Origin of the sequence: Streptomyces sp. NPDC093598 (genome assembly GCF_044764825.1) — a bacterium.
Lineage (GTDB): Bacteria > Actinomycetota > Actinomycetes > Streptomycetales > Streptomycetaceae > Streptomyces.
Window position 1 is genome coordinate 1 of record NZ_JBIWIV010000021.1, and the last position, 12,040, is coordinate 12,040.

General features: G+C 67.2%; 8 protein-coding genes and 2 pseudogenes. 6 read left to right on the forward strand and 4 right to left on the reverse strand.

Features of this window, described 5'->3' with window-relative positions:
- The first annotated feature begins 191 nt into the window (after positions 1 to 191).
- A complete protein-coding gene (locus ACIRDU_RS35500; protein WP_403587904.1) occupies positions 192 to 782 on the forward strand; it encodes an SMI1/KNR4 family protein in 591 nt (196 codons plus the stop codon).
- Between the two features lie 15 nt (positions 783 to 797).
- Here the strand turns inward: ACIRDU_RS35500 and ACIRDU_RS35505 are convergent.
- Positions 798 to 1,627 (reverse strand): IS5 family transposase gene (locus ACIRDU_RS35505; RefSeq protein ID WP_403587907.1). Its coding sequence is split into 2 segments (ribosomal slippage): positions 798 to 1,306 and positions 1,306 to 1,627, totalling 831 coding nucleotides; the frame shifts between segments, so codons are not numbered across the junction.
- Between the two features lie 125 nt (positions 1,628 to 1,752).
- Here ACIRDU_RS35505 and ACIRDU_RS35510 point away from each other — a divergent pair.
- Positions 1,753 to 2,502, forward strand: coding sequence for a transposase family protein (locus tag ACIRDU_RS35510; protein WP_403587680.1), 750 nt, complete (start codon positions 1,753 to 1,755; stop codon positions 2,500 to 2,502).
- A 403-nt stretch (positions 2,503 to 2,905) separates the two neighbouring features.
- Entirely contained in the window at positions 2,906 to 3,712 is an 807-nt protein-coding gene (locus ACIRDU_RS35515; RefSeq protein ID WP_403587909.1) for an alpha/beta fold hydrolase, read from the forward strand.
- 359 nt (positions 3,713 to 4,071) lie between these two features.
- Here ACIRDU_RS35515 and ACIRDU_RS35520 read toward each other — a convergent pair.
- Positions 4,072 to 4,149 (reverse strand): annotated as a pseudogene (locus ACIRDU_RS35520) (hydrophobic protein); the annotation flags it as partial.
- A 995-nt stretch (positions 4,150 to 5,144) separates the two neighbouring features.
- On the opposite strand from ACIRDU_RS35520, the gene ACIRDU_RS35525 reads away from it, so the two are divergent.
- Complete coding sequence (locus tag ACIRDU_RS35525) at positions 5,145 to 5,384, forward strand: hypothetical protein (protein WP_403587683.1); 240 nt, start codon at positions 5,145 to 5,147, stop codon at positions 5,382 to 5,384.
- The gene (locus ACIRDU_RS35530; protein WP_403587686.1) at positions 5,384 to 5,761 is read left to right on the forward strand and encodes a fic family toxin-antitoxin system, toxin component; all 378 of its coding nucleotides are present in this window, start codon (positions 5,384 to 5,386) and stop codon (positions 5,759 to 5,761) included. Before ACIRDU_RS35525 ends, ACIRDU_RS35530 begins: the two co-directional genes overlap by 1 nt.
- 371 nt (positions 5,762 to 6,132) lie before the next feature.
- Here the strand turns inward: ACIRDU_RS35530 and ACIRDU_RS35535 are convergent, their stop codons facing one another.
- A complete protein-coding gene (locus tag ACIRDU_RS35535; protein WP_403587689.1) occupies positions 6,133 to 6,435 on the reverse strand; it encodes a hypothetical protein in 303 nt (100 codons plus the stop codon).
- 587 nt (positions 6,436 to 7,022) lie between these two features.
- Here ACIRDU_RS35535 and ACIRDU_RS35540 point away from each other — a divergent pair.
- The gene (locus ACIRDU_RS35540) at positions 7,023 to 10,292 is read left to right on the forward strand and encodes an RHS repeat-associated core domain-containing protein (protein WP_403587692.1); all 3,270 of its coding nucleotides are present in this window, start codon (positions 7,023 to 7,025) and stop codon (positions 10,290 to 10,292) included.
- A gap of 393 nt (positions 10,293 to 10,685) precedes the next feature.
- Here the strand turns inward: ACIRDU_RS35540 and ACIRDU_RS35545 are convergent.
- A pseudogene (locus ACIRDU_RS35545) lies at positions 10,686 to 11,936 on the reverse strand (IS701 family transposase).
- Positions 11,937 to 12,040: the final 104 nt, after the last annotated feature.

Here is a 12,040-nt window from a genome sequence, read left to right on the forward strand (position 1 = left end):
CCCGTGAACGTCTCCACCCACACCGGCTCAGCCCTCAACACCCCACCCATACAGGCAAAATGCCCGCCGCAAAGCCTTCTGCAACACCCTTTAGGTTCTGTCTCTTTGGCTTCGCTCGGTGAGACGGAGGTTGGTCGGCGGCTCGGCGTGGTTGACCGCGTGAGCCCCGATGGATGATGTTCCGCATGATGATGCGACCTCCTCGCCGAGGCATAGATCCTGTCGTGCCCCCGGTCGCGACGTCCTGGCGCCGCATCGACGCCTGGTTGTCCCGACATGCGTCGAAGGCTCTGGCAGACCTCAGGCCCCCGGCTTCGTGGCAGTCCATTCGGGAAGCCGAGGCACGCTTGGGGTTCCCGCTTCCTGCGGATCTCCGCGAGTCGCTGCGGTGCCACGACGGAGATACATCCCTGCTGGGTGTGCTCCCCTGCCGGAGGCTGTATTCGGTGTCGGAGATCATCGAGATCCGGGAGATGCGGATGGAGATATGGGAACCGGACGACCCGGACCAGGCGCAGACGCCCTGGTGGGGTACAAGGTGGGTCCCCATCTCCGGAGGTGACGGAGACGACCACTTCATCGATGCCGGGGAAGGGATGTGGCGCAACCACCTCGGCGATGCTGTTCACGATGACCAGGCATGTTTCCTGGGGTGGCCCAGTCTGGGTTCATGGCTCCACGAAGTGGCGCAAGCCATGGAGCATCACGGTCAGTCGTCCTGGTTCGGCGCGGTGACCGCCCCCACGGTCGACAGCAGTGGAGACATCGACTGGTGGAACTGAGTCCTGCCTCATTGATCACCTTCGCGTCCAGATGAGGATGCCCGCGAGGTGGAGCGCGGCCTGGTAAGCGATCGCGAGCTTGTCGGTTCGCATGGCCAGGCCGCGCCACTGCTTGAAGCGGTTGATGCATCGTTCGACTGTGTTGCGCTGCTTGTATGCCTCAGCGTCGAAAGTGGGCGGTCGGCCGCCGGCCCGGCCGCGCCGGCGACGGTGGCCGGCCTGGTCGCTGGGCTGAGGGAGGACAGCAGGTATGCCGCGCCGGCGAAGGTGGTTCCTGATCGCGCGGGATGAATACGCGCGGTCGGCCAGGACGGCATCCGGCCGCGTCCTTGGTCTCCCGGGCCCACTTCGCGGAACGCGGATGCCGGCCATGACGGCCTCAAAGGCCGGTGCGTCACCTGCCTGCCCCGCGGTGACGCGGACGGCCAGCGGCCGCGCATGACTGTCGCTGGCCAAGTGGACCTTCGTGCTCAGGCCGCCTCGGGAGCGTCCCAGCGCATGGTCTTCGGGTTCGGCCCGACCTGACGCCCCCTTTTCCAGGCACCGGCAGCGTGCTGGTGGGCTCGGCAGACGGTGGAGTCCACCGACACCGTCCAGCCGATGTCGTCAACGTCATCGGCCGCCGCCAGGAGCGCGACGAGGATCCGCTCCCAGGTGCCGTCCACGGCCCACCTGAGCAGCCATTTGTGAGCGGTCTGGAATGAGCCGAGCTCGTCCGGCAAGTCCCGCCAGGGTGAGCCGGTGCGGTACTTCCACGCGATGGCTTCAAGGGTTCGGCGGTGGTCGGCCCACCGCCGTCCCCGGACCGGATCGGCCGGCATCAGCGGCTCGATCCGGTCCCACATCGCATCAGTGAGGGTTTTCAGCACAGCCACTGATCGGGTGACGCTGGTGGTGTGCGCAACGCACGAGGCTCCCGTGCCGTTGGGGGAGGTGTTCGAAGTCTCAACCCACAGGCACAGGAGCCGCGTTGGTTCCGTATTCTGCCGCACTCGACCTGCCCCATGCCCTGGTCGAGTGGGTCACCATACTCATCGTCACCCGCGAGGGTGACCGCCGCTGCAAACTACCGCCGCACCAGCGTGCGCTGGTCGGCCTGGTGTACCTGCGCAAGCACGACACCCTCGCCCAGATCGCTGCCGGTTTCGGTATCTCCGTCGGCACCGCCCACGCCTACACCACAGCGGTCATCGACCTGCTCGCCGACCGAGCGCCCGGCCTGCTGCGTGCCTTGCGCGAAGCCGATCCCGGCTACGTCCTGCTCGACGGCACCCTCGCGGAGTGCGACCGGGTCCGCGACAGCCGGGCCGACTACTCCCACAAGCACCGCCGACACGGAGTGAACGTGCAGGTGGTGACCGATCCGGCCGGACGGCTGCTGTGGATCTCGCCCGCCTTGCCCGGCCGCGCCCATGATCTGACCGCGGCCCGCACTCACCGGATCAGCCGGATCTGCGAACGCCAGGGCGTCCCACTCCTCGCTGACCGGGCCTACATGGGCGCCGGCTCGTGGGTGACGACACCCCTCAGCCGCCCACCGGGCCGCGAGCTCACACCGACTCAGCAAACCGTCAACCGCGCGCTGTCCGCAGCCCGGGCCCCGGTCGAGCGTGGCGTCGCACGCCTGAAGTCGTGGCGGATCTTCCGCCGCTCCCGATGCAGCCCGAATCGAATGACGTCAATCGCCGCCGCCGTCCTCACCCTGGAGCGGCAACGCTGAAAGAGCTCAGTGACCTTTGCCCGTATTGCGGGCCCGCAGTCCGCTACGGGCCCGTGACGCGGTCAGTGCCGCGTCTCCCACCACAGGATCAGCAGCGTTATGGCGCCGCTGCCCAGCTTGTGGGCCACGCCTGAGGGAAGTGGTGCTGAAAAGGTGAAGGCGAATGGATGACAGCCATCTGTTAACCGGAGGTGGATGTTTGTCTCGTGAATTCATGCTTTTAGCCATTACGCTTCACATGCCACGGGCATGACACTTGACCCGTTCTACTACCAAAGCCTTCCAGGCGGTCGAGTGGGATCCTCACGCACCTGGGTGCTCAGCTGCACCGCCGCGTTGCGGGTCATTCAATCGGCTGCGGAGACTGAGGATGAACGGTGGCATCCCAGAAAGGCTTGCGGCGATGGGCGAATATGTGGAGCTTCCCGGCGTAAAGACGTGGTACGAGGTGGAGGGCGCTGGCAACCCGCTACTCCTCCTTCACGGCGGCTTCTGTACGAACGAGACCTGGGGGGCCCAGCGGGCCGATCTCGCCGCAAGGTACCGCCTTTTCCTCCCCGAGCGCCGCGGCCACGGGCATACACCCGACGTTGAGGGATCACTCTCGTACCAGGACATGGCCGACGACACTATCGCCTTCATCGAGTCGGTCGTCGGAGGCCCGGCCCACCTCGTCGGATGGAGCGATGGCGGGATCGTCGCCCTGCTCGTCGCCATCGCTCGCCCCGACCTGGTTCGGAAGGTTGTGGCCATGGGAGCCAACTTCCTCCCTGGTCCGGAAAGCTCTGTGGTGCCGGCGATGCTGGACCACATGTCGGCGGATGCTCCCGATATGGCAGCGTTCCGTGGGATGTACGAAGCCGCGTCGCCAGACGGCGCCGACCACTGGCCGATCATCGTGAACAAGATGGTCGACATGATCCGCACGCAGCCGACGATCTCCACCGACGACCTGGCCCGTATCAGCGCGCCCACACTCGTCCTCGTCGGTGACGACGACCTGATGACACTCGAACACACGATTGCCCTGTATCGCGCGATCCCGAACTCCGAACTGGCCGTAGTCCCGGGAACCTCTCACGCACTGCCGATGGAGAAGCCTGAGCAGGTCAACCGGCTCATTCTCGACTTCCTCACGAACGACCCGGTCCCAACGATGTTGCCCATCCGGCGCGCCACGGGGAGGCCATCAGACGGCAGTCCGGCATAACGCCAGGGGAGCCAACGGACGACGCCGTCCCGCTAGGGTCCGCCACCCCGAAGGCAACAGCAGTCTGGTGTCCGAGTCCTCGAGGTCTGGCATGGCGAGCCCGCCTGTCAGGGCGGGGCGCCCCTGGTGACTCCGCTCCTGCTGTGAGGGGCGAAGCCGGTTGTGCGGGGTGTCGGGGTGTGGCTGGGGTCCGGTGGTTGGAGGTGCGGGTTCCGCTGCTTCACCGGGCCCCAGCTATGGGACCTAGTGCCCGGGAAGGTGGTGATTACGCCGTTTGCCCGGGAGATGCCTTGAGGCCGGACATGCCTGTGGGCCCCGGGTGTTCCCGGGGCCCACAGGCTGGTGGCTGTGTGCTGGCGTTACCAGCGATACCAGCGGCCCTTGCGGCCGCCTGTGTCCGCGCTGCGCAGCACGAAGCCCAGCAGCCAGACGACCAGCCTCCAGCAGCGGCCGCAGGCCGGTGGCGATCTCATACAACCGTGCGGTCTCCAGCAGAGCTGGCTGCGCCTGGCGAAAAGGGCGTTGGGCCGCTGCGGGGACGGGCCGCGCAGGTGGCTGCCCGTGCGGGGCTACAGCCCTCGTCGTCGGGTCCTGCCGCTGTGAGGACCGGACAGACTTTTGTTTCTGCGCCCGGCTGGCAGACGGCGGCTGGGGCAGCGCAGCGGTGGTTCGGCCACGGCGCGACGGGGATGCTGACGGGCGGATGAGGACGCCTGGAGCCGCTCTGCCTCCTGCCACCGGTGGGAGGAGAGGATTTCCTTGTAGGACTGCAGGAGCGCCCGCTGCTGCCTGGTCTCACTGGGTGGCGCCCCTGCCGCTTGCTGCCAGGCCAGCGCGTCTGCGATGGAGATCGCCACGGTGCGCCGCATGCTGAACCACACGCTGACGGAGCTGAAGCGGGCCATCGATGGGCACTCCGTCGCGGCTGCGGCGCGGCGCACGGCCGGTAGTGCGGCGGCGGAAGTCCGCCTGCCAGTCGGCGCCGCCGCTCAGGCGCACCCGGTTCCTCGTCACCTTCACCCCCTCAACGCCCCCTGGAAGATGGGACATCCGTGTACGACTGCGCCGCAACGGCCTCTAGCCGGATGCGAGAGCCCTGACATACCCGAGGCCGGCCGGGGCCAATCCACACCTACCCAGCCCGCATACCTGTACAGAGATCGCACAGGCAGCCCGCTCTCGTCCGCAGTCACGCCGGGCCGGGCTGCACGCACCCGGTCATGTCCGGGCAGGTCCCGGCGACCGGGGGTGGTCGCCACGACGTGCGGACAGTACGCCCGCCGAGAGGGAGGGGAGGTGATCACTCCCCGTAGCGGTCCGCCTCTGTCGGGGCCGGGCGCTGTGCCGCCGTGCTCCCACCCGGCAGCATCCAGCGCCGACTGTGGCGCAGCTGTCACCCCCACCGCGTGGTAACGGCTGTTACCATGACGGTATGGCGAAGACACAGCTGGGCGCGCGCGTGGATGAGGACGTGGCGGAACTCGCGAAGAAGCGCGCCGCCGACCTAGGGCTGAGCATCGGGGACTACCTCGCCAGGCTGGTACAGGACGATGCCAGCGGCCTGCGCGCCCGAGCGGTGGACGCGGCCGCCAGCTTCCTGGCCGAACACCAGGCGGTCTTTGACGAGGCCGAACAAGCCCAGCAAACGCCCAGGGGAGCACGCGCGGCCTGATGAATCTGCACATCGACGTTCCCTGGATCCTGCAAGTCGCCGAGGCCGCCGGGGCGGACGATCCGGCCCCCGACGACTACGGCGTACCCGTCTCGGCGGTCGCCCGCCACCGCGCCGAACTGTTCGAGCAGCCCGTCTACGGCGGCCCCTACGCCAAAGCCGCCGCCCTGGTGCACACGCTGGGCCGGTGCCGCTGGCTGGAGCGCTCCAACATGGCCGTCGCCGCCGCGTCCGGTGTCATGTATCTCGAAGCTGCCGGAATCTCCGTCAAGCCCGGCCGTGAGGACGCCGTCGCCCTGAAGGACCTGCTCCTTGACCCCGCCTGCACCGCCGGGAAGATCGCCGCTCTGTTGCGGACCTGGCCCACCACCACCTGACGCCGCAGATCCTCCACCGTCCTCCGGGGCCGGTCGGCGGAAGCAGGTCGCTCGCCCAGGGCGGTGAGCGGCCTTTGCCCTGACGTGCTCGGCTGCGGGCCGAGGCGTCCTCCGGAGGAAACGTGTAGTTCACCGTCCTGCCCGCTCGCGCCCGGTGTCTGCTTGGCCGGGGCCGCGTTCTGGCGTTTCGGACGTGGCCACCGCCAGTCGCTGCTGGACGCGATCGGCAATGCCCGCAGGGACGCCTATTTCGCCCGCCGACGGCAGGCCGCCCGGGAAGAGGAGCGGCTCCGTGAGGGATGGGGAGCCGCGGAGCGGGAGGCGCGGCATCGCGATCTGTGCGTCCTCGTGGGCCCGGCGGATCTGATGGGTCAAGCGGCTTTGTCCCAGTGTCGGGGTGGGGCGTCGTCGTGGTCGGATTGCTGAGCGGCTTTCTCGCGGGCGCGCAGGAGTGCCCAGAGCGGGATGGCCAGGCCGGTGAGGTACCAGGGGATGAGCCAGAGCGCGGTCCACCAGGTGGTCTGTGGTTCGAGAATCAGGTCGGTGGCGGCTGTTGCCATACCGGTGGCCAGGCTCCAGCACGTGAGGTGGCCGGCGTGCTGGACGCCTCGGGTGAGCCGGTCGGAGGCGGGGTGGGTGAGGGAGGAGGGCAGGGTTCTGCCCGGTTCGCTCATCGCGGGGGAGTCCTTCGCAAGGGGATGGACAGCATCGGAAGGTGCCGGACGCCGTCAGTGTGCATGGGAGTGCAGTTGTGCCCACAGCACCCCCGCCAGCTAGCCACTGGCTCTGAGACAAGTTGTGCCGCTGTGGATTCGCGCTCAAAAGCTGGTAAGCGCTCTCTGCGCACTCATCGGCTAGGTCTGAACCTGACCGAAAAGTAGTCAGTTGCCGGTCGGGACGCACTGATTGATATGCAGTCGAAGTATTTCGGTCAGTGTGCTCGTCCGAATTAGTAACGGAATGGGCAATTCACTCGTCGAGTGCTGGCGGGTTGCTCCACCGTGTCCACATTCGCCCGGTCGAAGCGGTGGGGCTGATTCCAGCCCGCATGAGGCAGGTGTTGCGGGGCATAGCTGGTCGGTTTGTGTGCGTCTTGTGACAGGTTGTGTGGCTGAGGTGACCGTGTGGGTCACCGGTTCTGACTGTCTGTCTGATTTCCTGTGGGGGGAAGCTGATGCATTTACGTGCTGAGAGCACGTCGTTTCGGCGTGCTCGGAGAACGCACAGAACCGTTCTTACCGCGGCGATCACCACGGCCGCCGTGGTGATCGCCGCGGCGCCTGGTCTGGCGGCTGCGCCGAAGCTGCCGGAGCCGGAGAGCCCGTGGACGAAGCCGACCAAGGTGGAAGCTCCCGCAACACCGGCCGGGTCGGTCAAAGCACCGGACTCGGAGGCTGAGGCCAAGCCGTCCGCCGAAGTGGCGGCCTGGCGGGCAGCGCAGAAGATTCGCGCGACCAGCGGGAAAGCCAAGAATTCCGCCTCCCGCGCGGCGACCGCAGCCGAGGCCACGCCCTACACCCCGGAAGGGCAGGGCGAGGTGCCGTGGCACCGCATCATCGACACGCGCTTGAACGATGCGCTGGTGGCGCGGGTGAACGTCTCCAATGGCAATCTCATGCTGGCGGGCACCGATTTCGATATCGCCGGTGTCGGTCACAAGCTCCAGCTCACCCGCACCTACAACTCCCTGGAAGCGCCGTGGGGGAAGGTGTCGCAGCGCTGGTGGCAGGCCTACGAGCGGTACCTCCAGGCCGGTGACGGTGAGGTGGTCGTCTTCGACGCCACCGGCGCCGCCCTGCGGTTCAAAGAGACGAGTGCCGGTGGCTACACCACGCCGACCGGCTACTCCAAGGACCTGAAGAAGAACGCGGACGGCACCTACACCCTCACCGACCGCAAGTCCGGCAGCCGGGACACCTACGACGAGCACGGCACACTGACGAAGGTCACGGACAGAAACGACGGCACGATCACCGTCGACCAGCACGACGAGGGCGGCGAGCACAAGGGCTTCAAGCTGACCGAGACCCGCTCGGGCCGCTGGATCGACCTCGTGAAGACGAACGCCAGCCAGTGGCAGGCCAAGGACCACACGGGCCGCACGGCCGTGTTCGACCTGGACCCGGCGGGCAACCTGGCGAAGGTCACCGACACCGATGGCAAGGCCACGGCCTACGGGTACGACTCCTCACGCCGCCTGACGAAGGTGACCACGCCCGAGGGCACGATCACCCTGTTCACTTACGACGCCCACAACCGCGTCAGGTCCCTGCAGCGTGCCACCGAGGTGACGAGCGACGGCCACGTCGGTCCGACCTGGCGCTACGACTACACAGCCGCCGCCCCCTCCGACGCGGGCACCACGACGGTCACCGACCCCGACGGCGACGCCACGAAGTACCTGCACAACGCGGACGGCGAGGTCACCAAGGTCACCGACCCCCTCGATCACTCGCGCCACGCCACGTACACGGGCCACCTGGTGCAGAGCGCGATCGACGCGATGGGCACGGGAGCGGACGGCACCGGCGGCAACACCACGACCTACGGCTGGGACGGCCGCAACAACGCCGTCTCCCAGAAGCTCCCGCTCGGTGCGACGGCGTCCGTGACGGCGTACCAGACGATCGCCGGCACCGATCTGCCCAACGACTTCACCAGCGCGGACGGGCGTAAGGACACCTTCAAGTACGACACCAACGGCAACACGATGTCGGTGACCACCTCGGGCACGGCCGGCGGCACACGCGAGTACACCTACAACAAGGACACCCCGACCTGCGGCGGCTTCGAGGGCCAGCGCTGCACCGCCAAGGACGCAAACGGCAAGGTCACCTCCTTCGAGTACGACGCCAAGGGCAGCCTCAAGACGGTCACCCCGCCGGCGCCGCTGGGCAAAACGGACTACACCTACGACGCGCTGGGCCGGGTGGAGACCGTCACCGACGGACGCGGCATCAAGACGGTCTACGCCTACGACAACCGCGACCGCGTGACGAAGGTGTCCTCCACCAACGCCACGGTCACCTACTCCTACGACGGCGACGGCAACGTCAAGACCCGCACCGACGCCTCCGGCACCACTGGCTGGGACTACGACAAGCTCAACCGCGAAAGCATCCGCACCCTGCAAAACGGCGCCCAGACCGCCCTCGCCTACACCCCGGGCGGCGACATCGACTACTACACCGACCCGACCGGCAAGACCGACTACACCTGGGACAAAGCCGGCCGCTTGGACTACCTGACCGCCCCGGACGGCAAGAAGACCGACTTCGACTACAACGAGAACGACAAGCGCACCAAGACCGTCTACCCCGGCGGCACGACACAAGCCGTCGGCATCGACGACAACGGCCGCCCCGAAGCCGTCAAAACCACCTCCGGGACGACGACGCTGATCGACCTGGCCTACAGCTACAAGAACACCGCGGGCAAGGACACCACCAAGATCCGCACCCGCACCGACAACCTCACCAAGAACAAAACCACCTACGACTACGACTCCCAGGACCGCCTGCGCTACGCCCAGGAAGCCGACTCCGCCGGTGCCCGCAAGGCGTCGTGGCTGTACTGCTGGGACAAGGCCGGCAACCTCACCAGCCAGGACGGCAGCAAGAACGCCTGCCCCGGCGGCACCACCTACACCTACGACGACGCCAGCGAACTGACCGCCAAGAACGGCTCCACCACCGGCTGGTCCTACGACAAGCTCGGCAACGAGACGGCAGGCGCGAGCACCACCGCCCGCACGAACGAGACGTGGACGGACTACAGCCAGCTCTCCGGCATCACCGCGGGCGGCAAGAGCTACGACCTGGTCCACGCGGGCACCAGCAACTCCGAGCGCACCAAGCTGGGTTCGACCTGGTTCCACCACACCGCGCTCGGTCTGGCCTCCACGACGACGAACGGCGTGGACACCGGATTCATCCGCGAACCGGCGGGCACCTTGAACTCCATGACGACTGGGGGGAAGTCCTACTACTACCTCACCGACGCCACGGGCAACGTCCTCGGCCTCGTCGACGACACGGGCAAGCGCACCCACACCTACGCCTACGGCCCCACCGGCCTGCCCCGCGGCACCACCGCCGAGGCCACCCCCCAGCCCCACCGCTACACCGGCGCCTACCTCGACCCCACCGGCCTGTACAAGATGGGACACCGCTACTACGACCCCACCCTCGGCCGCTTCACCCAACCCGACCCGTCGGGACAGGAGACCAACCCCTACCTCTATGCCGCTGGCGACCCCATCAACCGGACGGACCCCACGGGACTGGGGTTCCTGGACAGCGTGTCGGGTGCTCTTGATAGCGCGAACGACTGGGTGGGAGCGGCCGTAGGGTGCATCGGCGCCGTCGGAATTGCAGCTGACACCGGAGTCATCGCCTACGCCAGCGCCGTCGGCGGTGCGGCCGGAGCAGGAGTCGGGGCGGCTGTAGGCGCTACTGCCGCTGTTGTAGGCAGCTGCGCGGTTGGAGCAGTCGCCGGGTACAACAACACGGACATCCTCCACTACGGGTAACACAGTGTCGTTGAGCTAGAGGTGTTGTTGGGTCAGGGAATAGGTCCCTGGCCCAACAATCCTTGTTCAGCTCAGGCAAGGTGGCGCTGCGATGAATGCAACCGAAAGGGAAATAGGTGAATGAGGCAATAAAGAAGACGCTGATCTTCTCTGTGGTTTTGATTGCAGGAGGACTGTGCGGGTGTGTCGCTGGAGCTGTCAAAGGGGACTCGCCATCGATCGTGTTCGGAGCAGTCGGCGCAGCATGCGGAGTCATTCTGGCGACCCTTTCCGTACTGGCTCGCCGGAAAACCCGCCCTTAGTACTCCAGCAGCGGTTCGTGTCCTGAGGTGCGTTTTCGGTAGTGGCAGCGGCGGGCGACGGCCTGGCGGTGTCTTCTCCAGGCGGACCGGTTCAGTGCGTGGGTGACGGGATTGCGGTCGGCTCGTGGACGGGGCAGGAGAGCGTCCAGGAGTCGCCGGATCTCTGCCACGGTGAGCGGGACGGGGGCTGATCCGTTTCTGCAGCCCCCTTTGCCTCGCCGTCGGCCTGGGCTTGTGCTGCGAGTGCGGTCAGGACGGCGTGGGCGAGCATGGCGAGGGTGATGTGCCGGTACCAGCCGATGTAGCGGCGGACCTCGTACTCGTCCAGACCGCACTCGTTCTTCGCGGCCTGGAAGCACTCCTCGATCGCCCAGCGGGAGCCGGCGATACGGACCAGCTCGCCGATCTCGACACCCACGGGTGCGTAGGCCAGGTAGTAGGCCACATCTTCGGGGTCGGACAGGCTGCGGCGGGCCATCACCCACCGGTGATGGGTCGGCCGGATCCGGATCGAAGATGATGTTGGTGGGCAGCTTGGCCCCGGCCCAGTCGTAGATCCGCGGGCCCTACGCCCCCTCACCGCAGGACAGCCGCTGCCAGGCATCATCGGGTGCTTCGTCGATGAGCTGGTCGATGCGCCAGATCCCGGCCAGGGATTTGATCTGCTGGGACTTGGGCACCGCCACCACGTAGCCGACGCCCGTCTGCTCGTAGCAGGCGCCGGAAGTGCCAGTCCTGCCCGTAGGCCTCATCTCCGGTCACCCACGACGCCTGGCAGGCCGGCGGCCATGCAGCGGCGGACGATGTCCCGGGCCAGTTCACCCTTGGTCGCGAAGCCTCGCTCGTCGGGGATCTTGGCCGCCCGGCAGCGGTCACGGTCGGACGTCCAGGCTTTGGGCAGGTAGAACTCCCGGTCCACCAGGGCCCCGCCTGAGCTGGTGGCGTAGGCGGCGAACACTCCGATCTGGCAGTTGTCGATCTTTCCTGAGGTGCCGGTGTACTGGCGGCCGACCCCGGCCGAGGTGGTGCCCTTCTTGATGAACCCGGTGTCGTCGATGATCAGCACACCGCCCGGTCCGAGCCGTTCAGCTACGTAATCACGCACATCGTCACGCACGGCGTCTGCGTCCCAGACGCTGCTATTCAACAGCCGCTGGAAGCCGTCAGGGGTGTGGTGACCCGCCCATTCCGCGAGTTGCCAGCCGTTCTTGCGGGTCGCTCGCCCCAGCAGATCACGGACGTAGTCCCGCATCCGCCACCGCAGATCTGCCCGAGCGAACCTGCCCGCCACCCGAGCAAACACCGACTCCAACTCGGGAGCCCAGCAAGCGACTTCAGTCATCCCCTCCATACCAGGACAACGACAACCGCCAGCTCAGGACACGAACCGCTGTTGGAGTATTAGACGTTGTCTCACGTGGCAAGTTCCTCGGCTTCTTGTGGCAG

Bases quoted from the DNA above. Each gene is read 5' to 3' on its own strand.
- ACIRDU_RS35500 (WP_403587904.1), top strand. From the start codon at position 192: ATGCGACCTCCTCGCCGAGGCATAGATCCTGTCGTGCCCCCGGTCGCG.
- ACIRDU_RS35515 (WP_403587909.1), top strand. From the start codon at position 2,906: ATGGGCGAATATGTGGAGCTTCCCGGCGTAAAGACGTGGTACGAGGTG.
- ACIRDU_RS35525 (WP_403587683.1), top strand. From the start codon at position 5,145: ATGGCGAAGACACAGCTGGGCGCGCGCGTGGATGAGGACGTGGCGGAA.
- ACIRDU_RS35530 (WP_403587686.1), top strand. From the start codon at position 5,384: ATGAATCTGCACATCGACGTTCCCTGGATCCTGCAAGTCGCCGAGGCC.
- ACIRDU_RS35535 (WP_403587689.1), bottom strand. From the start codon at position 6,435: ATGAGCGAACCGGGCAGAACCCTGCCCTCCTCCCTCACCCACCCCGCC.